Source organism: Chryseobacterium oryctis (genome assembly GCF_025971925.1).
Lineage (GTDB): Bacteria > Bacteroidota > Bacteroidia > Flavobacteriales > Weeksellaceae > Chryseobacterium > Chryseobacterium oryctis.
In genome coordinates, this window is sequence record NZ_JAPDHV010000008.1 from 54,149 (window position 1) to 76,147 (window position 21,999).

22 protein-coding genes are annotated in these 21,999 nt (G+C 31.4%); 18 read left to right on the forward strand and 4 right to left on the reverse strand.

Annotation, left to right across the window (positions count from 1 at the left end; genetic code table 11):
• Window positions 1-125 precede the first annotated feature (125 nt).
• The 10 genes from OH806_RS14830 (at window position 126) to OH806_RS14875 (ending at window position 9,779) form a co-directional block, all read left to right on the forward strand.
• The gene (locus OH806_RS14830; RefSeq protein ID WP_264744458.1) at window positions 126-629 is read left to right on the forward strand and encodes a GbsR/MarR family transcriptional regulator; all 504 of its coding nucleotides are present in this window, start codon (window positions 126-128) and stop codon (window positions 627-629) included.
• 160 nt (window positions 630-789) lie between these two features.
• Window positions 790-1,167 (forward strand): hypothetical protein, encoded by a 378-nt coding sequence (locus OH806_RS14835; RefSeq protein WP_264744459.1) that lies wholly within the window; start codon window positions 790-792, stop codon window positions 1,165-1,167.
• Window positions 1,164-1,976 (forward strand): DUF393 domain-containing protein, encoded by an 813-nt coding sequence (locus tag OH806_RS14840; protein WP_264744460.1) that lies wholly within the window; start codon window positions 1,164-1,166, stop codon window positions 1,974-1,976. Before OH806_RS14835 ends, OH806_RS14840 begins: the two co-directional genes overlap by 4 nt.
• Window positions 1,969-2,430, forward strand: a complete 462-nt coding sequence (locus OH806_RS14845; protein ID WP_264744461.1) for an SRPBCC family protein — start codon at window positions 1,969-1,971, stop codon at window positions 2,428-2,430. The genes OH806_RS14840 and OH806_RS14845 overlap by 8 nt, the downstream gene beginning before the upstream one ends.
• A 20-nt stretch (window positions 2,431-2,450) precedes the next feature.
• Window positions 2,451-3,155, forward strand: a complete 705-nt coding sequence (locus OH806_RS14850) for a YqjF family protein (RefSeq protein WP_264744462.1) — start codon at window positions 2,451-2,453, stop codon at window positions 3,153-3,155.
• A 17-nt stretch (window positions 3,156-3,172) separates the two neighbouring features.
• Window positions 3,173-4,066: a TIGR01777 family oxidoreductase gene (locus OH806_RS14855; RefSeq protein WP_264744463.1), complete on the forward strand. Its 894-nt coding sequence runs from the start codon at window positions 3,173-3,175 to the stop codon at window positions 4,064-4,066.
• Window positions 4,067-4,125: 59 nt separating this feature from the next.
• Complete coding sequence (locus OH806_RS14860) at window positions 4,126-6,018, forward strand: DUF3857 domain-containing protein (RefSeq protein WP_264744464.1); 1,893 nt, start codon at window positions 4,126-4,128, stop codon at window positions 6,016-6,018.
• 2 nt (window positions 6,019-6,020) lie between these two features.
• Entirely contained in the window at window positions 6,021-7,922 is a 1,902-nt protein-coding gene (locus OH806_RS14865) for a transglutaminase-like domain-containing protein (protein WP_264744465.1), read from the forward strand.
• 140 nt (window positions 7,923-8,062) lie between these two features.
• Window positions 8,063-8,884, forward strand: a complete 822-nt coding sequence (locus tag OH806_RS14870; RefSeq protein WP_264744466.1) for an RsiV family protein — start codon at window positions 8,063-8,065, stop codon at window positions 8,882-8,884.
• A gap of 43 nt (window positions 8,885-8,927) precedes the next feature.
• A complete protein-coding gene (locus tag OH806_RS14875) occupies window positions 8,928-9,779 on the forward strand; it encodes a diacylglycerol/lipid kinase family protein (RefSeq protein WP_264744547.1) in 852 nt (283 codons plus the stop codon).
• Between the two features lie 99 nt (window positions 9,780-9,878).
• On the opposite strand, the gene OH806_RS14880 is transcribed toward OH806_RS14875, so the two are convergent.
• Window positions 9,879-11,156 (reverse strand): dicarboxylate/amino acid:cation symporter, encoded by a 1,278-nt coding sequence (locus OH806_RS14880; protein ID WP_264744467.1) that lies wholly within the window; start codon window positions 11,154-11,156, stop codon window positions 9,879-9,881.
• Window positions 11,157-11,276: 120 nt separating this feature from the next.
• Window positions 11,277-12,962 (reverse strand): gamma-glutamyltransferase, encoded by a 1,686-nt coding sequence (ggt, locus tag OH806_RS14885; RefSeq protein WP_264744468.1) that lies wholly within the window; start codon window positions 12,960-12,962, stop codon window positions 11,277-11,279.
• Window positions 12,963-13,052: 90 nt separating this feature from the next.
• Between ggt and OH806_RS14890 the strand changes: the two genes are divergently transcribed.
• Together OH806_RS14890 and OH806_RS14895 are read left to right on the forward strand one after the other, a co-directional pair.
• Window positions 13,053-14,018 (forward strand): NAD-dependent epimerase/dehydratase family protein, encoded by a 966-nt coding sequence (locus OH806_RS14890; RefSeq protein WP_264744469.1) that lies wholly within the window; start codon window positions 13,053-13,055, stop codon window positions 14,016-14,018.
• Between the two features lie 84 nt (window positions 14,019-14,102).
• Window positions 14,103-14,855, forward strand: a complete 753-nt coding sequence (locus tag OH806_RS14895) for a polysaccharide deacetylase family protein (RefSeq protein WP_264744470.1) — start codon at window positions 14,103-14,105, stop codon at window positions 14,853-14,855.
• A 10-nt stretch (window positions 14,856-14,865) separates the two neighbouring features.
• Here OH806_RS14895 and OH806_RS14900 read toward each other — a convergent pair whose 3' ends face one another.
• Together OH806_RS14900 and OH806_RS14905 are read right to left on the reverse strand one after the other, a co-directional pair.
• Window positions 14,866-16,071, reverse strand: coding sequence for a metallophosphoesterase (locus tag OH806_RS14900; protein WP_264744471.1), 1,206 nt, complete (start codon window positions 16,069-16,071; stop codon window positions 14,866-14,868).
• Window positions 16,072-16,137: 66 nt separating this feature from the next.
• Complete coding sequence (locus OH806_RS14905) at window positions 16,138-17,205, reverse strand: 3-oxoacyl-ACP synthase III family protein (RefSeq protein ID WP_264744472.1); 1,068 nt, start codon at window positions 17,203-17,205, stop codon at window positions 16,138-16,140.
• A gap of 101 nt (window positions 17,206-17,306) precedes the next feature.
• Between OH806_RS14905 and OH806_RS14910 the strand changes: the two genes are divergently transcribed.
• The 6 genes from OH806_RS14910 to rny all read left to right on the forward strand — a co-directional run bounded on the left by OH806_RS14910 (window position 17,307) and on the right by rny (window position 21,921).
• Window positions 17,307-17,876 (forward strand): hypothetical protein, encoded by a 570-nt coding sequence (locus tag OH806_RS14910; RefSeq protein ID WP_264744473.1) that lies wholly within the window; start codon window positions 17,307-17,309, stop codon window positions 17,874-17,876.
• A 3-nt stretch (window positions 17,877-17,879) separates the two neighbouring features.
• A complete protein-coding gene (gene ubiE, locus OH806_RS14915) occupies window positions 17,880-18,611 on the forward strand; it encodes a bifunctional demethylmenaquinone methyltransferase/2-methoxy-6-polyprenyl-1,4-benzoquinol methylase UbiE (protein ID WP_264744474.1) in 732 nt (243 codons plus the stop codon).
• Between the two features lie 3 nt (window positions 18,612-18,614).
• Window positions 18,615-19,397: a type IX secretion/gliding motility protein PorT/SprT gene (porT, locus tag OH806_RS14920; RefSeq protein ID WP_264744475.1), complete on the forward strand. Its 783-nt coding sequence runs from the start codon at window positions 18,615-18,617 to the stop codon at window positions 19,395-19,397.
• A gap of 139 nt (window positions 19,398-19,536) precedes the next feature.
• Window positions 19,537-19,839 carry a hypothetical protein gene (locus OH806_RS14925; protein WP_264744476.1) on the forward strand — a complete coding sequence of 101 codons (303 nt, stop codon included), beginning with the start codon at window positions 19,537-19,539 and terminating at the stop codon, window positions 19,837-19,839.
• Window positions 19,839-20,126, forward strand: coding sequence for a cell division protein ZapA (locus OH806_RS14930; protein WP_264744477.1), 288 nt, complete (start codon window positions 19,839-19,841; stop codon window positions 20,124-20,126). The genes OH806_RS14925 and OH806_RS14930 overlap by 1 nt, the downstream gene beginning before the upstream one ends.
• Window positions 20,127-20,352: 226 nt before the next feature.
• Window positions 20,353-21,921 (forward strand): ribonuclease Y, encoded by a 1,569-nt coding sequence (gene rny, locus OH806_RS14935; RefSeq protein ID WP_264744478.1) that lies wholly within the window; start codon window positions 20,353-20,355, stop codon window positions 21,919-21,921.
• Window positions 21,922-21,999 lie beyond the last annotated feature (78 nt).

Sequence of the window (21,999 nt, forward strand, 5' to 3'; positions counted from 1 at the left end):
GAGTAAAAAGATAAATACAGGCATTCAAAAGGATGTCTGTTTTATTTTAAAATTAATTTTCAAAAATTATTGAAAATTCAAAATATTTAATTATATTTGTAATAGCAATTTTAAAAACTAGATAAATGCAACTTTCAGAAGCTAAAGAAAAATACATTCAGACTTGGGGAACATTTGCTACGAATTGGGGAATCAATCGTACAATGGCGCAGGTTCATGCTTTGCTTTTAGCGAGTGACAAACCACTTTCTACCGATGAGGTAATGGAAGGGCTTGAAATTTCGAGAGGGAATGCCAATATGAATTTAAGAGCTTTGATGGATTGGGGAATTGTAAGGAAAGAGTTTGTAAAAGGTGATAGAAAGGAATACTTTGTTGCTGAAAAAGATGTTTGGTATTTGTTTAAGCAAATCACAAAAGAGCGTAGAAAAAGAGAGATAGAACCTGTAATTTCATTTTTAGAAGAATTGAAAGATATCGATGATAAAGATTCTCCTGAAGCTAAAGAATTTATCAAATTAATGGAAGATTTTAGTTCGGTGACAGGAAAAATCAATAACATAATGGATTTGGCGATTAAAAGTGACGACCATTGGCTTGTTGGTAAGATTACCAATTTATTGAAATAGGAAAGGACTTTAAAATCCTTTTTTATTTAAAATTAATTTTCAAAAATTACTGAAAATTTAAAATTAATAATAATTATGAAAAATTTAATCATTCATATTTTCTTAATACTCTACTTCGGTGGAAAATGAAAGTAAAAGTTAACATTTAAAATATATTAAGATGAAAAAGTTTATTAAATATGATTATTACGCACAGTTATTATTTCTCATAATAGGAATTGTTGTTGCTATTGTTGGTGGTTCGAATGGATGGGGAATTTTATTGTTCTATTTTATAGTTGGAATCCCCCAGTTAATAAGTTTTCTGATAAAGTTGTTTTTGAAGATACCAAAGTCGACAAGCTATATTATTTATGGGATTTTTATTCTTCCCGTTTGGTTGTCTTTTACAGTAATTATAGCTTTTAAACAATATAATGATATTACTAATTTCTTTGGTCTTATCATTTTAGCAGCCTTCTTTTACAGTCCATTATTAGCTATAATGTATGTATATGAAAATTATTACTCATATAAATCTTTAAATCCACAACAATGAAAACCCTCAAAAATCACACTCTTATTTACGATAACGAATGTCCAATGTGTAACATTTACTCAAAAGGTTTTATTAGATCAGGAATGTTGGACGAAAACGGGAGAGAAGCCTTTACGGAACTTAGTTTTCAGAATAAAAACTTGATTGATTTCAATCGTGCTAAAAATGAAATTGCTTTGGTAGACCACAACAAAAATCAGGTAATCTACGGATTAGACAGTCTATTGGTTATTATCGGAAATTCTTTTCCTTTTTTAGAAAAAATAGCCAGAATACCACCTTTTTATTGGTTTTTTAGAAAATTGTATTCTTTTGTTTCTTACAATAGAAAACAAATTATTCCTTCTGCAAAAGATAATACTGAAACATCTTGTACGCCAGATTTTAGTTTGAAATACAGATTGTTGTATATTGGATTTGTAGTGATTTTCTCATCTTATATTTTAAGTCTTTTTTCAGTGAAATTAGGACTGAATTTCGGTCAAAATTTTTCAAGAGAATTGATGATTTGTATTGGCCAAATCCTTTGGCAAACCTTATTTCTTAATGTTTATTTAAAAGATAGATTTTGGAATTACCTCGGAAATATGATGACCGTTTCTTTAATAGGAACAATATTATTAATTCCTGCTTTATTTACAAATTTCAATCCATTTTTCAATCTTATTTATTTTGGATTTGTCGTTTTCATCATGTTTTTAGAACATTTAAGAAGATGCAAAATCTTGAAATTAAATTTTCTTCCAACACTTTCATGGATGATTTTCAGAGTTTTAGTTGCAATTATATTAATATGCTTATATGTCTAGAATTTATCTTAAAACAATTATGAAATCAGATATAGAAACTGTGTTTGACTTATCAAGAGATATTGATTTGCATCAAAAATCAACTCAAAAAACTAACGAAAAAGCAATTGCAGGAAAAACTTCTGGCTTAATAGAATTAAATGAAACTGTCACTTGGAGAGCCAAACATTTGGGCTTTTATCAAAAATTAACTTCCAAAATAATCCAAATGGAAAAACCGTATCATTTTACGGATGTCATGATAAAAGGAGCATTCAAATCTATGAAACATCAACATATTTTTAGAAAAGAAAGAGAATACACTATAATGATAGACATTTTTGAATTTGAGTCTCCATTTGGAATTATCGGTAAACTCTTCAACAATGTTTTTCTGAAAAATTATCTGAAAAAGTTTTTGATGGAAAGAAATGAACTCATTAAAAGTACAGCGGAAAAAATGACGATTAATTGAAATTAAAAATAAGAATTGCTATGAATTTTTTAAAAGCAGAATGGCGTAAGTTGGCCATTATCAATTACGAAATAAATCCTGAAATCTTAACAAAATATCTACCGGAAGGTACTGAACTCGATTTTTATAAAGGTAAATGCTATGTGAGTTTGGTTGGATTTATGTTTTTAAATACAAAATTGTTGGGATTATCAATTCCATTTCACCGAAATTTTGAAGAAGTGAATTTGAGATTTTATGTGAAGAAAAAAGAAGGAAATGAGTGGAAGAGAGGTGTTGTTTTCATTAAAGAAATTGTTCCCAAACCTGCTTTGAGTTTTGTTGCCAATTCAATTTATAAAGAAAATTATGAGACAATGCCAATGCAAAATTTGATTCATGAGAAAGATAATGAGTTGTTGATTAAATATTCTTGGAAAGATAAAACTTGGCATTCTATTGAAGTTTGTGCTGAAAATGAACCTTTGAAAATGGAAAAGGACTCTGAATTTGAATTTATTACTGAGCATTATTGGGGATTTACGAAGATAGGAAATACAACTTCGGAGTATGAAGTTTGCCATCCGAAATGGAATTATTACAGAGTGAAAAATTATGAAATTGAAATTGATTTCAAAAAAATCTACGGAAATGATTTTGAATATTTAAATCATCAAGATCCTATTTCTGTAATGTTAGCAGAAGGTTCTGAAATAGAAGTGAAAACAAAAAAATATATTATTTAACCATAAAAATCAAAAGGATGAAAATCATAATTGCTGCAGGAACAGGGTTTCTAGGGAAAAATCTTGAAAAATATTTTATTGAAAAAGGAAATCAGGTTTTTATTTTAACCCGAAATCCTAAAAGAGAAAATGAGGTGTATTGGGATGCAAAAACATTAGGAGATTGGAAGAATTTGTTTGAAAATGCGGATGTTTTGATTAACCTGACTGGCAAATCAGTTGATTGCAGATATACAGAAAAAAACAAAAAGGAAATTTATTCTTCTCGAATCGACAGTACACAAATACTTCAAAAAGCTATAGATAATTGTGTTAATCCGCCTAAAGTTTGGTTAAATGCAAGTTCGGCGACTATTTATATACATTCCGAAACCCATTTGAATACTGAAGAAAACGGAATTATAGGAGATGATTTTTCAATGAATATTTGTAAAAGTTGGGAGAAAGAATTTTTTGAAGTAGAAAATCAAAAAATAAGAAAAGTAGCATTGAGAACCTCAATTGTATTGGGCAATAACGGAGGTGCTTTTCCGAAATTGAAAATGATTACCAAACTTGGTTTAGGAGGAAAACAAGGAAAAGGTAATCAATATATAAGCTGGATTCACATTGATGATTTTTGCAGAGCGGTTGAATATGTTATTAATAATGAAAATACTTTTGGAGCAATTAATATTACCGCTCCCAATCCGTTGCAAAATAAAGATTTCATGCAGATATTAAGAAAAAAAATGAAAATTCCGTTTGGGTTAAATGCACCTGTTTGGCAACTGGAGTTGGCTTCATTATTTCTTAAAACAGAAACTGAATTATTATTAAAAAGTAGAAATGTTTTTCCAGAAAAACTAATTAAAAATCAGTTCCAGTTTTCTTATCCGAATATTGAAGATGCATTGGAGAATTTGCTTTAATGAAAAATAATTTTAACAGTTATTAAGATTTTACTAGATTTGCCTAATTTTTAATAACTATGATGAAAATATTCTGTGTTGGGGCTTTTTCATTGGCTTCAATATATTATGCTCAGACATATCCGGCTTCTGCAATTCCCGAAGGTTTGAAAAAAAATGCTAATGTCGTTATCAGAAAAGACTTTACTACGGTTCAAATAAATAAGATTGACGAAATAAAATATCAAATTAATACTGTTACTACAGTTTTAAATAAAGATGGTAACGAAAAAGCAATGGCTTATATTCCTTATGAAAAAGGAGATAATATTTCAGATGTAAAAGTTACAATATACGACGAATCAGGGAAGAAAATAAAAAGCTTTTCCAAATCTGATTTTGGTGATTTTGCTAATAATAATCAAGGGGTATTTTATTCGGATAATCGAGTTTTAGCTTTATCTTATACGCCTTCTCAATACCCTTATACAATTGATTTTTCTTATCAGATTACAAACGAAAATACGGTTTTTATTCCTGATTTTGTTCCTTTTTCTACAACCAACACATCATTGGAAAATGGAGAATTTAGGATTATTAACAAATCTGGAATTGAGTTAAAAACAAAAACATATCCCTCAAAATATAACTATACTTCAGTGATTGAAAGTAATAATGCTGGAGAAAAAGTTTATAATTATAAAAACGTTCCGGCAATTGATGATGCATTGATGGTACCTAAACCTGTAAATATTTTACCTAAAGTAAGTTTTGCTCTGACAAAATTTAATCTTGAAGGCAAACAGGGAAGTATTAATACATGGAAAGATTTCGGAGCGTGGTATTATAATAGTATTTTACAGCCTGTTTCTGTTTCTTCTCCTGCTATTAAAGCTGAAGTTGCTGCATTAAATTTACAAGGTTCAACAGAAGAAAAAGTTAAAAAGCTTTATCAGCATATGCAGACAAAAACCCGTTATATTTTTGTAGCATTAGGGATTGGAGGTTGGCAACCTATGTTACCTGATGAAGTACAGAAGAAAGGATATGGAGATTGTAAAGGTCTTACAAACTATATGAAAACTTTATTAGATGAAGCAGGAATTCCATCATATTATTCTGTAATCAATTCTAATTCATCAGAAGTTTCCTTTGACCCTGATTTTCCAAAAATGGGAGGAAATCACGTTATTTTAATGGTACCTACAGAAAAAGGAAATATCTGGCTTGAAAATACTTCCCAACAATTGGCTTTTAATCATTTAAGTTATACTACAACAGACAGAAATGTTCTTTCTGTTACCAAAAACGGAATCGATATTGTAAACACACCTTCTTATAAAGCTGAGCAGAATAAAGAAACTCAGAAATTGAATATTAAACTTAATGAAGATAATAGTATTACAGGCGAAGGTAAATTTTCTTATACAGGAAGCCAGTATGATTATTGCTTAAGATTTGCATATTTATCTCAAAAAGAGAAAAATGAAGCTCTTAAAAATAGAATAGATGTCTTAAATTTTGAAAGAATCGAAATGAAAGATTTTATTAATGACAAAGATAATGCTGTAGGGAAATTTGATATTGATTTTAAGGCGAATAATTATTCTAAAAATATGGGAAGTAGTTTATTATTTAGAGCTGTGCCTATTTTTACAAATAATTTTTACAAAACAGAAGAAAGCAGAGAACTTCCTTTTGAAATCGGACAATCCTTTAATGATGAGTATGAAATTAATTTCATAATTCCTAAAAATTACAAAATTGATGAAATCCCCAATGATGTTACAATCAATTCAGAATTTGGGACTTATAAATTAAACTTTGTGAAAAATGGAGAGGAATTAAAAGTAATAAGAAGTATCAAAGTAAACAAAGGGATCTTTCCAAAAGAAAAATATAACGAATATGTCAGTTTCAGAAGAAAAACACTTAATTCTGATAACTCAAAAATCTTAATAACTAAAATTTAAGCATGAAAAAAATTATTCTAATTGCTCTTACTTCAGTAAACTTCATTTTTATTGAAGCTCAAAAGCATGAGTTTTTAAGTCCTCCAAAATTTAATGAAGCTGATCTTTCAAAAGTTAAATCTACATTGGATGAAACTGCTCCCGCAGAAATTTTATATAGATCAGTTCATTTTAACATTGATATAAATACAGGAAATCTTCGTAAAAGTACTTTTTACAGAGTGAAAATTTATGATAAAGATAAGGCTGAAGATTGGTTGAATTTAGAAATACCCCTTTATCAAAATGGTTCGAACGTAGAAAACTTACAAAAAATTAAGGCTTTTACATACAATTTAGAAAATGGAAATGTTGTTTCTACAAAAGTTGACAAAAGTTCTAAATATAAAAGTAAGGAAAGTAAATATGTTACAATTACAAAGTTTGCTTTTCCGAATGTGAAGAACGGATCAGTGATAGAATATCAATATGAGGTTTACTCTCCATTTCTCTATGCAATACCTCAGGTTTTAATAGAAACAGATACTCCGTCATTGTATACAGAATATGTGTTGGATGCTCCTAATAATGTATCTTACAATGTAAATTATACAGGAAGTCTAACTCCAAAACATCGAACAGTAGAAGAGCGAGATTTATACGGACTTTTGCATAGAACATATAGGTTTGGTTTCGTAAATGTTAAAGCTTTTAAAGCTGAAAAGTTTGTTAAAAATGATAGGAATTACAGAACCAAAATAAGTGCAGAGCTACATTCTACTAATTTTAAAGAGTTGAAACTACATTCTTCTTCTTGGGAAAACATTAGTAAGAAACTTTATGAAGAAGAAGATTTCGGAGGAGAATTAAAGAAAACAAGATTGGCAAAAGAAAATATTCCAACAGCTATTTCCGGACTAAAAACAGATATGGAAAAGGCAAATGCAATCTTTGATTATGTGAAAAATACCTACACTTGGAATAAAGATAGAGGAATTTATACAGAAAATGGAATTAAGAAACTGATAGAGACGAAAACAGGAAATGCTGCAGAAATTAACCTTTTTTTAGTAATGTTGTTAAGAGAAGCAGGGCTGAAAGCAGATCCTTTATTAATTTCAACAGTTGATAATGGACTTATAAATTTAGCTTCTCCAAGCTTATCCAGTGTTAATTTCGTGATAGCTTCTTTGAAGATAAAAGATAATGAGTTTCATGTATTTGATGCAACTTCAAAACAATCTTCGGTTGATAATTTACCACCAAGAGATTGGAATGATTTCGGTATTTTAATAACAAAAGATAAGGCTCAACAATTACAGATTTCAAATTCTAGCCCAAGTTTTACTTACCTGACTGTAAATGCGAAAATTAATGAAGACGGAAGTATTTCCGGAAATTATTCCGATAAAGATACGGGTGCATTTGCGATGTTTGCTAAAGAAAGCTTTGATGAAAATTCTGAAAAGTATAAGAAACAATATAAAGAAAACTTTGCTATTGATTTTAACAATGTTGATTCAAAAGTGTTGGAATCGGGGGATTTTGAAAGCACAATGAGTTTTTCTTCTGAAAATTTGATTGATAGAGTAGGTAAAAAGATGATTATCAATCCAATATTGTTTTTAAATAAAAACTCCAATGAATTTGACCAAGCAGAAGAAAGAAAATACAGAATTGATTTTTTAGCACCTTTTACAAGAATTAAGAAAGTAACTCTAGAAATTCCCGATGGATATGTCATAGAAGAATTACCAAAAAGTAAGAAAATTGTGACGGAAGATAAAGAAATCGAATATAGCTATGTAACAGAGCAAAAGGGCAATAAATTAGAAATAGTATCGACTACCAAAATTTTAAGTTCAGACTATCCTAAGGAATATTATCCTGCTTTCAAACAAATTTGGGGAGTTGCATCTAAATAGGAAAATCAGGTTATTAGTCTTGTGAAAAAATAGTAGTTCAATCAGTTGAAATTTAATTTCTCTAGATTAAAAATTAAAAAATATTTATAAAAACCATTCATTTTTGAATGGTTTTTGCATTGATATGAGAAATTAAAATTATGAAAAATATTTTTGTTTCTTTTACCCTCTCATTATTCTTTATTTTTTCTGCTTGTAAAAAGACCGAAAATAAGAACAATACAATTTCTAATATCGATACAGTTCAAACATTAGTTGTTGATTCTGTTCAGGTTAATGATTCTATTAAAATTAATGATTCTTTATCCGTGAAATATTTCTCTAAATATCTTGTCTTTCCAAGTATAAAAGATAAGAAACTTTTAGATAGTGTTTATTGGGGAAATAAAGGAATGAAAGATTATTCTAAACAGAGTTTACAGAACCTTCTACAAAAAGAAAAGAACGATTATTTTTTGGCTGTTAAAAATGAATCTAAAGATTGGGTTTCAAATATCGGATTTGCACAGACTTGGAATTCTGATTTTTCTATGAATTTAAAATCTAATGTGAATGATTATATGCATATTCAGTATTTAACAAGTTCTTATGAAGGGGGAGCGCATGGCAATTATAGTTTTTCGGAAAGAGTTTTTGATTTAAAGAATCTTAGAAAGTTGGAACTTAAAGATATTACAACAATGTCTTCTAAGAAATTGGAAGAGCTTTTGATGAAGAATATTAATAAAGTGCCAAGTGAAACTACAGATTCAGATGGAGAGGTTAAAAATTCTGAAATGCTTTTGGTAGAGATAATTCCTGCAACTGAAAATTTTTATTTTGATAATAAAAACCTGTATTTCCACTATAGTCCGTATGAAATTGCGGCCTATGCAGCGGGAGATATTGTGATTCCTGTTTCCTGGGATGAGCTGAAAGGTACTTTGAATCCGCAATTTAAAGAAAGAATGAAAATTAAATAAATTAATGCTTCCAAATCTGGAAGCATTTTTTATTTTTGTGCCAATGGAAAAAGTCGCTTTCATCATCAATCCTTTTTCGGCTAAAAAAAATTATCAACCTTTTTTGAATGAACTTATCAAAAAGGTTGGAAATCCTTTGTATTATGTTTCTGAATCTATTTTGGGAACAGACGAGTTTATCAAAGAAAATTTTAATAAAATTGATATTTTTGTTGCAATTGGGGGTGACGGAACAATTTCTACAGTTGCAAGAAGTTTGATTAATACAGATAAAATTTTAGCAATTTTTCCTGCGGGTTCAGGAAATGGCTTTTCTAATGAGACAAGGTTTAATAAAAACCTTGATGAGCTTTTAGAAAAGATAAAAGCCAAAAAATCCCGTAAAATAGATACATTTACAGTTAATGGTCTGCTTTCAATAAATGTTTCAGGAAGTGGTTTTGATGGTAAAGTAGTAAAGGAATTTGAAAAAACAAATCGTGGTTTTAAAAATTATATTAAAGTTTGCTTGAAGACATTTTTTAATTACAAACCGATCAAAGTTAAATTTTTTGACGAAAACTATCAAAAGTATAACGGAAAGTATTTGATGTTAAATATTGCAAACACCCGTCAATTTGGGAATAACGCTTATATTGCTCCTCAAGCAAGTAAAAGTGATGGCTTGGTAGATATGGTTTTAGTTAAAAAATTTCCATTGAGATATTCTGCACTTTTTGCTTATCGAATGTTTACAAAAAAACTGAAAGATGACGAGTATGTTACGTATCTTCCTGTTTCAGAGATAGAATTTAAAGTCAATACCAAAAATTGGCATCTTGATGGTGAATTCAATAAGATAAAATCACCGATTCATGTGAAGGTGTTGCCTTCAAGCCTAAATATTTTAATCTAGATTTTTTAGGAGCTTTTTCCCGCTTTTCGTTGCAATCTTTTTTTCAAAAAAAGGATTTCCACTGCAATCGGGGCTAGGAAAATATTGTTTTTTATAAAATTAGTTCATTTCTTTTTCAATTTCAGCAGGATGATTTAAAGAATATTGAAGTTGCTTTTTATCCAATTGCTTTTCCCAATTTGCTACAACTACTGTTGCTACAGAATTTCCAATAACGTTGGTTAAAGCCCTGCACTCACTCATGAATTTATCAATTCCTAAAATTAAAGTCATTCCGGCAAGAGGAATTTCAGGAACAACGGCTAATGTTGCAGCTAAAGTAACAAACCCGGCTCCAGTAACACCTGCAGCTCCTTTTGAACTCAACATAGCAACCAAAAGCAAAATTAATTGTTTTTCAAGAGGAAGGTGAATATTAAGAGCTTGTGCTATGAAAAGTGATGCCAAAGTCATGTAAATATTGGTTCCGTCAAGATTGAAAGAATATCCTGTAGGAACTACTAAGCCAACAATTGCTCTGGAACAACCTGCTTTTTCCAGTTTTTCCATGATTCCCGGAAGTGCAGATTCTGAAGAACTTGTTCCTAAAACCAATAGAAGTTCTTCTTTAAGGTAAAACATCAGTTTGAAAATATTGAATCCGTTATACCATGCTACAGCTCCTAAAACTAAAACAACAAATAGAATAGAGGTAATGTAAAAAGTTCCGACTAAAAATATTAGATTTAATACAGATTCAATACCATATTTACCAATAGTAAATGCCATTGCTCCAAAAGCTCCGATTGGGGCTAATTTCATCAACATATGAACAATTTTAAATACCGGAGTAGATAAATCGTGTAGAAAATCAGTGATTTTTTGACTCTTTTCTTTGGTTAAGACGAGGGCAACTCCCATTAAAATTGCGACTAAAAGTACCTGTAAAATATTGTCTCCAACCAACGGACTGAACAATGTTTCAGGAATAATATTCATGATAAAACCAGTCAATGTCGTCTCATGTGCTTTTTGCTGATATTGGGAAACATCTCCTGAAAGAGTGGAAGGGTCAATATTTAAGCCATGACCAGGTTGTAAAAGGTTTCCAACAACTAAACCTATTATCAATGCCAAAGTGGAGAAAGTGAAAAAATAAATCATTGCTTTTATGGCAATTCTCCCTACTTTTTTTAGGTCAGTCATATGAGCAATTCCTAGAGTAAGTGTAATGAAAATTACAGGAGCAATAATCATTTTTACCAATTTGATAAATCCGTCACCTAAAGGTTTCATTTTTTCACCAATTTCAGGGTAAAATTTGCCTAAAAGTATTCCTGCGATAATAGCAATGATAACTTGAAAGTAGATTTGGTGGTGTATTTTAGTTGTTTTCAAAACTTTCTTTGGATTTTAATAGCGGAAATTATGAAAATTTATTTTATTTAGACATGATGAAGTTCATTATAAGTTCGGCGGGGCTGAAAGCCCCGCCGAAACTAGATTTTTAATAATAGATTATTCCACAGCTACAGAATCATCTCCACGTCCGTCTGCAACTGCGTGAATATTCCCGTTTTCATCTAAAAGAATCATTTCTGTTCTTCCGATTTGATTCCATTTCTCAGCTTTGTACCCTAATTTTTCTAAATCTTTGATAGTAGTTTCAGGGAAGTTTTTTTCAAAAGCAATGGTTTCAGGGAGCCATTGATGATGGAACTTAGGCATATTCACCGAAATATTTGCATTTTGCTTAAAATCAATAACATTTACAATAGATTGGTAGACTGAGGTTGGAATGGTTGTTCCTCCGGGAGTCCCTACCACCATGTAAGGTCTTCCGTTTTTCAGTAAGATGGTAGGTGTCATCGATGAAAGCATTCTTTTGTTGGGCTGAATGGAATTGGCTTCTCCGCCTACAGCGCCAAACATATTGGGAACTCCTGGTTTTATAGAAAAATCATCCATTTCGTTATTTAAGAAAAATCCGGCTCCTGAAACAACGACTTTACTTCCATATAAACCATTAAGCGTTGTAGTAACCGCAGCCGCATTTCCTTCTTTATCCAGTACAGAAATATGGGTTGTTTCTGTTGATTCTTTGGGTTGTTTAATGATTTTTCCTACCTCTGAGCTTGGTGTTGCTTTACTAAAACTGAAACTTTTCCATCTGTTTTTTAAATAATTGTCAGAAATTAAATAGGAAGTTTTATCTTCTATAAAGTCTGGATCACCCATATATTCTGCTCTGTCTGCAAACGCTCTTCTTTCGGATTCCACCATAATCTGAACGGCTTGAGTTGAGTTTTGTTGGTATTTTTCAAGATTTTCATAGTTTGCCATTTTCAGCATTTGAGCTAAAAGAATTCCTCCACTAGAAGGCAAAGGCATAGAAACAACCTGATTGCCTTTGTAATCGAATTCTAAAGCTTTTCTTTCAACAACCTTGTAATTTTTTAAATCTTCTAAAGAGATGATTCCATTGCCCTTTTTCATTTCTGAAACTAGTAATTCAGCAGTCTTTCCTTCATAAAAACCTTTAGCTCCATATTTTTGAATGAGCTTTAATGTTTCAGCCAATTCTTTTTGAATCAAAATATCCCCTGTTTTCCAAGGGGTATCCTTTACGAAAACTACTGAAGATATATTGTGTTTTCTAAAATGTTCTTTATGAGAGTTGAGGAGATTGGCTTCCTGTTCGGTAATGGCAAATCCCTTTTCTGCCAAATCAATAGCTGGTTGAATGATTTGCTCCATTGGAAGTTTACAGTATTTCAGAGTCGCAAAAAAACCAGCTACACTTCCTGGTATTCCTACAGCTAATCTTCCGTTTTGAGATAAATCAGTATTTGCTTTTCCGTTTTTGTCAAGATACATATCTCTTGATGCTTTTTTGGGAGCTGTTTCTCTATAATCTAATGTAAATTTTTCACCGTTATTTTTTACACCAACTAAAAATCCGCCACCACCTATATTTCCTGCTTGTGGATAAACTACAGCTAGTGCATATTGTGTTGCAACAACAGCATCATATGCGTTTCCTCCCATTTTTAGAATTTGTGCGCCAGCTTCACTTGCTAATGGATGAGCTGATACAACAACACCTTTATTTTTAACTTTTACTTCTTTTACGATGTTAATATCTGTGTACTGAGCTGAAATTGATTGAGTTGTAAGGATAAGTACTAAAATAATTTTTTTCATAATTAAAAATTGTAATCGAATTTACAAATTTTGTTTTTGACAAGGGGGTAAAATCTTTATTTTTGCTTTATTCAACCAATAATAAGAAAAATGGAGTCTTATACGGAAAAAATATTGATTACCGGTGCCTTAGGACAAATTGGTACCGAACTTACGAACAGACTTGTTGAAATTCACGGGGCTGATAATGTAGTTGCTTCTGGCCTTGATAGATGGCAAAAAGGAATAACTTCGGCAGGGCATTATGAGAGAATGGATGTTACTAATACTCAGTTAGTAAGACAGGTGATTAAAGACTATGAAATCACTACTGTTTATCATTTAGCTTCGCTTTTGTCAGGGACTTCTGAAAAACAGCCAATTTTTGCTTGGAAACTGAACCTTGAACCTCTTCTTCATTTTTGTGAAATGGCAAAAGAAGGGCTTATTAAGAAGATTTTTTGGCCGAGTTCTATAGCGGTATTCGGGAAAGGGATTCCAAAGGAAAATGTTGAGCAAGATGTAGTTTTAAATCCGACAACAGTTTACGGAATTTCTAAAATGGCAGGAGAGAAGTGGTGTGAATATTATTTTGACAAGCATGGAGTAGATGTAAGAAGTATAAGATATCCGGGATTGATTTCATGGAAAACTCCTGCAGGAGGTGGTACAACAGATTATGCTGTTGAGATTTTTTATGAAGCTATCGAAGAAGGAAAATACACAAGCTTTATTTCTGAAAATACAGGAATGCCGATGTTATATATGGATGACGCCATCAATGCAACTTTAAAATTAATGGAAGCTCCAGCTGAAAATCTTACAGTTCGTTCGTCTTATAATTTGGGTGGAATGTCTTTTACCCCAAAAGAATTGGCGGAAGAAATTAAGAAAGAAATTCCTGAATTTACAATTGATTATAAGCCTGATTTCAGACAAGCAATTGCAGATTCTTGGCCTGCTTCAATTGATGATTCTGTAGCAAAAAAAGATTGGGGATTAACTTATGATTTCGGAATTTCAGAAATGTCTAAAGACATGATTAAAAATCTAAGAGTAAAGTTAGGTAAAAATTAAATAACTTAAATTTTACTTTAAATAAATATGTTTTTAACATCTGATTTTCAGTAAATTGTAAATTTTAAATAAAATTAACTTTAAATGATTTTGTTAACTTTCAATATTGCAAACATAGAGTCTGAACCTAAAAAAGGAATTCAGATTTCAAATGATGAAAGATTGAAAATCACAGAAAGCAATACTAAGTCTTTACTTAGACTTTTGGAAATTCACGATGTTAAAGCAAGTTTTTTTATTGAAATTTCTATAGTTGAAAATTTTCAAAATCTTATAAAAGCAATTTCATCCAAAGGGTATGAAATTGCTTTTTATAATAAAAATTCAAGCCTTCAGAAAATTGAAGAGGCAAAAAAACTGACAGAGAACTTTCTTGAAAAACAAGTTCGGGGAATTCGTCAAAAGGATTTTAAACATTCTCAGGAAAGTTTAAAATTGTTGGAGTTTAATTATGTGTCAAATATTGACAATGCCAATATTCTTTTTCCTTTTAAACGTTTGAAAAGAGATACTGAAATCAATGAAGAAAATGGATTGAGTATCGTTCCTGAAAGCATTTCGCCTTATAGTCAGTTGCCTTATAATGATTTTGTATTTCAGATTCTTCCCATGAAATATTATCAGAATATGGTTTTTGAGACCTTAAAAAATGAAGATTTTGTTCTGATTTATCTTAATTCCTGGCAGTTTACAGACTTTGAAAGATATCAATTTGATATTCCGTTTTACAGAAAATTGTTTTCTGGTAAAAAAATGGAGGACAAACTAGATGCCCTCCTTACTTTTGTTAACGAGAAAGAACTTGCTACTTCCCGTATGAAAGATTATATTTTTTAGTATTCTTCAATTATGAAAGTTCAAAAAGGGTAATTTCGGGTAAAACGCCAACTCTTCCAGGATATCCTATGACACCAAATCCTCTGTTTACGTACAATAATTTTCCTTCACTCTCGTATAAATCAGCCCATTTTGGATAGCGGTATTGAGAGGGAGACCATTTTATGTTTTTTAAATCTATCCCGAACTGCATTCCGTGGGTATGTCCGGAAAGAGTTAATTGAATGTTTGCAGGATGTTTTTTTACAATATGGTCAAAGTGGGTAGGGTCATGACTCAATAATATTTTTGGGGCAGATTCAGGTACGTTTTTTAGTGCATCGTCAATTTTTCCAAATTGCGGAAATGGTTTTTCTCCCCAGTTTTCAACTCCTAAAATATAAAGTTTTTCACCATTTTTTTCAATAATTCTGTTTTCGTTTCTAAGTATATCAAAACCTGCTTGTCTTTCGTAATCAATTAATGTTTCAAGGTTTTGTTTTTTTTCTTCAGGAGAACTCCAGGTTACGTAATCGCCATAGTCATGATTTCCAAGCACTGCAAACTTCCCGTCTTTTGCTTTAATTTTAGAAAATAACAGAATAAATGGTTTGAATTCGTCAGCAATGTTGTTTACCATATCTCCGGTAAATAGTACTAAGTCGGGTTTTTGTTTATTTATAAGCTCGATTGCATGCTCAAGTTTACTAGGATCGGAAAAGCTACCACTATGAACATCAGATATCTGAATGATTTTATATCCTTTGAAGCTTTTTGGAAGGTTTGATAATTTTATTTTTACTCTTCTTACTGTATGTCGATATTTTCCAAAGGTAATTCCGTCAATAAATAATGCGGAAAGGACTCCACCAAGCCCTAAACCTACTAAACTTAAAAATTTTCTTCTTTCGGGAAAGAAATTCTCTGTTGGTTTTGTAAATCCGAATAGATAGGTTGCAATTCTCACAATATCATCAATCAGTAGAAATAAAATGATTAAAATTTTAGGAAGGATAACAATCGTGAAAATAGAAATCAGTAAATGGAATTTCATGGGATTTTTACTGCCTTTCTGGATGTTTATTATTTCATAGGTGAAAATTCCGTATGCTGTTAAAGATACAGCCCAATAAGCTGTTTTTATCCAGAAATTATTTGTCAAGGTTCTTATTGCCTGATAAATATATAGTTCTAAAAGCAGAAAAATACCTACTATAATTAAAAAATTTCTTTGCATAAGTAAAGTTCAAAAAAAAGCACAAAGAATAACTCCCTGTGCTTATATTTTTAATATTATTATATTTTAAGGGAATCTGTAAACGATAGCATTAATGTTCATTCCGGCACCTACTGAAGTCATTACAATGTTACCTTTTTCTTTAAACGATTGACCTTCCATTTTTCCTTTAATTATTAAATCATACATGGTAGGAATGGTTGCTACAGAAGAGTTTCCGAACATTTGGATAGTCATAGGAGAGATTGCATGGTCATAATCTTTAACGTTGTAAAGTTTATGAAGTCTTTCAATCATGGCATAATCCATTTTGGCATTTGCCTGGTGAATTAATATTTTGTTGATGTTTTCAATAGATAATCCTGCATCATCAATGGTTTCTTTGATTGCGGAAGGGACGTTTTTAAGAGCGTACTCGTAAATTTTTCTTCCCTGCATTCTCACAAATAAACGGGTTTGGTCTGCATTTTTATTGATAGAAGGTTTATTTACTAAATATTCTAATTCGGAACCGTTGTCACAAATTGTATTGTGGGCGATAATGCCTACGTTTTCTTCATCAGTTGCTTGTACAACTACAGCTCCGGCTCCATCCGCGAAAATCATTCTGTTTCTGTCGTGTGGATCAGTTACGCGGCTTAGAGTTTCACCCCCTATTACAAGAATTGTTTTTGCTGATTTAGCTTTGATTAAATTATCAGCTAAAATCATACCTTCTACCCATCCTGGACATCCGAAAACCATATCGTACGTTACGCATTTCCTGTTTTTAATGCCCAATTTATTCTTTACTCTGGCTGCAATTGTAGGCATAAAGTCGGCGTATCCGTTCTCCGTAACTTCCCCGAAATTACTTGCATAAATGATGTAGTCTAAATCTTCACCATCTATTTTCGCATCCTCCAAAGCAATTTTTGCAGCTTCATAACCGATTTGAGAATTTGAAAGCCCTTCATCAATGAACCTCCTGTTCTCAATTTCTGTAATTTCTACAAATTTTGCAATAACTTCTTCAGTAGGTTTTTCAATTTTTTCACCCTCATCTGTATAGAATTCGGAATCTAAAAAATAATCTCTACCAATAACTCTATTAGGAATATAAGATCCAGAACCAATAATGATCGTATTCGGCATTCGTTTAAATGATTTTTTTAAAGATGCAAAGTTAATAATTAATATTAATAACGGAGAATTAAAAATATTATTAAATTTGCAAAAATTGTACTTTACAATCTATGAAAAACAATCCGTCGTTGAAAGGCTTACTTATTGCAGTTGTGGCGTTTATCATGGCCTTTGGTATTTATTTTCTTTTTTTAGCCAAAAAGAATTACTATGTAGTAGATAATCCTACTCCCAATACATATTATTATAAGATTAATAACGGTTCTGAAGGTGTTATTTCTGCAGGACAATTTGTAAATGTAGACTTAAAAAAAGGAAAAAACTCAATTAAAGTTTTTGACGCAAACAAAAAATTAATTTACGATTCTGCTTTTGAAGTAAATAAAGTTCGTGGACTTATCAATATTGCACATCAGGATTATTATATCAATGATCAATATTATGGTTACAATCTTAAAAAAGATTCATTACTTTTGGCGCTTGATAAAACTATCATTGACGGAAAGCCGTATTTCGGAGGTGCGAAACATTTCAATAAGCTCTACACCGAAGATTTTTACTACAATGTAGATGAAGATTATGATAAATTAATCAAAAATGTACAAAAGGTAGAATCTAGATCTAAGATATTTAGAAAACAGGATTACCTTAATTATTATAAAGAATATTATAAGTTTTAAGTTTTGACAAAAGATATTACCAAAGTTACTCCCTACAATTCTGATGCGACAAAGAAAAGTCAGGTAGAGGATATGTTCGACAATATAGCACCAAAATATGATCTTTTGAATCATGTTTTATCTATGAAAATTGATGTTTTATGGAGAAATAAATTGGTGAAATGGATGAAAAATGATAATCCACAGGAAGTGCTGGATGTGGCTACAGGAACGGGAGATCTGGCAATTACTATTGAAAAGGGAACAGGTTCAAAAGTAATTGGTTTAGATTTATCGCAACAAATGTTAAATGTTGGCGTTATTAAAATAAAAAAACTTAAATTAGACGGCAAAATTTCCATGCAAAAAGGAGATGCAGAAAATTTACCTTTCGAGGACAATAGATTTGATGCTGTTTCCGTTGCATTTGGAGTAAGGAATTTTGAGAATCTTACAAAAGGTTTAGCAGAGTTAAGAAGAGTAGTTAAAGATAACAAGAGTGTTTATATACTGGAGTTTTCAAAGGTTGAGGGTTTTTTAGGGCCATTTTATATGTTTTACTTCAAAAATATATTACCAGCCATTGGTAGATTGGTTTCTAAAGATAATAGGGCATATACATACCTTCCGGATTCTGTAAATGCATTTCCTTTCGGGGAAAAGATGAAGCAAATTCTTTTAGATACAGGATTTAAAAAAGTTGAATATAAAAAACTAAGTTTAGGTATAGCCACAATTTATAAAGCAACAAAGTAACCTATGAATAAATTTTTATTAAAAGCACTGGTTTTAGCCTCAGTAAATATTGCAATCTTTGCAGATGCGCAATTCAGAACCCGAAACAGAATGGATAAGTTGGAAGACTTTGACGAACAAAAATTCAGTTGGGGTTTTTATTTGAACGGGAACAGGCTAGATTACCGTATTGTTTTGCATCCAAGATATGGGATGCATGAGAATCAAAATCTTGTTACATCTAAAGAAAGTTACAGTTTTGGTGCGGGACTTATCGCAAAATGGAGACTGAATGATTATTTGGATTTAAGAGTTGAACCAGGCTTACAATTTGCTCAAAGGGAATTGACTTTCAATACACAATCAAATGATCAGTACGCAGCAGGAACTTTAACGAATGATCCTTTTATTCCAATTCCGTTAACAGATAAAGACAGAGTTAGACAAATAAAGTCTACATTGGTTGATATACCTGTGATGCTAGAAGTTCATGGACACAGATGGTATAATTCTAGACCATATTTTGCGGCAGGTGTGAACTATATTGTGAATTTACAGTCAAATGCAGATTCTACAGATGATAACTTGCAACAGGTTTTCAGATCTACAACACATAATTTTGCTTGGTCTGCAGAGATGGGTATTCAGTTTTATTTCAATAAATTTAAACTTACTCCGGCAGTTAGAGGAACATTTATTATGAATAATGAGCTTGTTGCCGATAATGCTACTACGCCTCCTTATTGGTCTTCTGCAATGTCAACATTACAGACTAGAGCGGTGATGTTTGTTTTGAAATTTGAATAGTAAATTAAGCTTAAATATAGTAAAGGAGGTGCATTTTGTACCTCTTTTTTATTGTCACATCAAAATATAGAGACTTTTATTTTTGTTAGTATTAATATTTTGTTATTTTTGCTATTAGTTAGAATATACAGAACCTGAGATGCTCCAAAATTTAGAAAATAATTTTTCAGAAATAGAGAAAAAGATTTTGCTTTTACAAAAGAATTACAAAAATCTTGCTGAAAAGTTCTCAGAATTAAGCATTGAGCATGAAGAATTGAAGAAGAAATATGATGAAGAAAGAAAAAAAGGTCAGGTATTAGCAGAAGAGCAAAAAAATATAAAACTTTACTCAGCAATATCAGGAAATCCGGAACATAACAGATTGATGAAAAATCATATCAACAGATTAGTGAAGGAAGTAGATTTCTGTATTGCACAGCTTCAAAACAGTGGATTATAATGGATGTAAGAAGAATTACAATTAACATTGCAGGAAGAGTATATCCGCTCAACGTACCGGCAGCAGAGGAGGAAACTTTGCGCAAGGTAGGGAAGCAAATTGAAAATATGATTAAAGATTTTGAACAAAATTTCGATGTGAGAGATAAACAAGATGCTTTAGCAATGTGTGCCTTAAAATTGGGAACTAATGCTGAAGTAGTATCTGCAAACTACGAAAAAACGATAAACTCTACCAATGAAAGATTATCACAGATTAATCAATCATTGAATGAAATTGGGAAATAGATTTTTTTTCCCAAAAAGACTGCCTACAATAATTCTAACACATTAAAGGTAAACTCAACGCTAAACAATTACCGAACAAATGTCCATCGAATGGCGTGCCGATTTTTCGGATTACAGACAATGGAAATCAGTTCAAATCGTGTTGATTAGGAGTTTACTCTCAATCTCTGGATTATTGTGGGTTTTTTTATTTGAAGATAAAGACAATTAAAACTTAATATAAATTATGACAACAGCCATTATAGTCGGCGTTATTTGCCTGGTAATTGGTGCAGTGATAGGAATACTTTTTTCTAAAAGCTCACTTAATGCGAAAGGGAAATTTATTATAGATGATGCAAAAAAGAATGCCGAAAACCTTATAGAAAAAGCTACCGTACAAGCCGAATCCATAAAAAAAGAAAAAAATCTTCAAGCTAAAGAAAAATTCTTGGAGTTAAAATCTCAGCACGATGCAGATATTCAATCGAGAGAAAAGAAAATGCAGGAGGTTGAAAAGAGAATTAAGGATAAGGAGAACAAGTTAAATGATGAGCTTAGCAAAACTGGAAAACTTGAGAAAGATTTAGACAAGCAGATTGCTGATTATGCTAAGAAAAATGAAATTCTAGAAAGAAAACAGCATGAACTAGAAACAGCTACAGCTAAAAAAGTTGAAATTCTTGAGAAAATTGCTAATTATACAGCAGATGAAGCTAGAGCTGAGTTGGTAGAGACAATGAAAGCTGAAGCTAAAACAAGAGCTCAGGCACATGTTCAGAGTATTATGGAAGAAGCTCAGCTGAATGCTAAAAATGAAGCAAGAAAAATTGTTATCCAGACAATTCAGAGAATAGGAACAGAACAGGCTATCGAAAACTCAGTATCAGTTTTCAATATTGAATCTGATGAAGTAAAAGGTAGAATTATTGGTAGAGAAGGTAGAAATATCCGTGCTTTAGAAGCTGTGACAGGTGTTGAAATCATCGTTGATGATACTCCGGAAGCAATCCTTCTTTCATGTTTTGACCCTGTAAGAAGAGAAATTGCAAGATTATCGCTTCACAGATTGGTTACAGACGGTAGAATTCACCCAGCAAGAATCGAAGAAGTTGTTGAAAAAACAAGAAAACAAATTGAAGAGGAGATTATTGAAGTAGGTAAAAGAACAATTATTGATTTAGGAATCCACGGATTGCATCCTGAATTAATAAAAATCGTAGGTAGAATGAAATATCGTTCGTCTTATGGCCAAAACTTATTACAGCACTCTAGAGAAGTTGCCAATATTGCTGCAACAATGGCCGCTGAATTAGGATTAAACGTGAAATTAGCTAAAAGAGCAGGTCTTTTACACGATATAGGGAAAGTTCCAGAGCAGGAATCTGAACTTCCTCACGCTTTATTGGGTATGCAATGGGCTGAGAAATATGGTGAAAATGCGGAGGTTGTAAATGCGATTGGAGCTCACCATGATGAAGTTGAGATGACGTCATTGCTGTCACCAATTATTCAGGTAGCGGATGCTATTTCAGGGGCAAGACCAGGGGCAAGAAGACAGGTTTTGGAGTCTTATATTCAAAGATTAAAAGATTTAGAATCTGCAGCGTTAAGTTTTGAAGGTGTTTCAAGTGCTTATGCAATTCAGGCAGGTAGAGAATTGAGAGTAATGGTGGAAAGCGGAAAAGTAAATGATGAAGTGGCTTCTCAATTGTCTTATGATATTTCAGAAAAAATTCAAAATGAACTGACTTATCCAGGACAAGTAAAAGTAACCGTTATCAGAGAAACGAGAGCTGTAAACATTGCAAGATAATATTAAACTAATATATTAGATAGAACCTTTCAAATTTTGAAAGGTTTTTTTTTTATGTGAATTAGTCAATACTTAAGA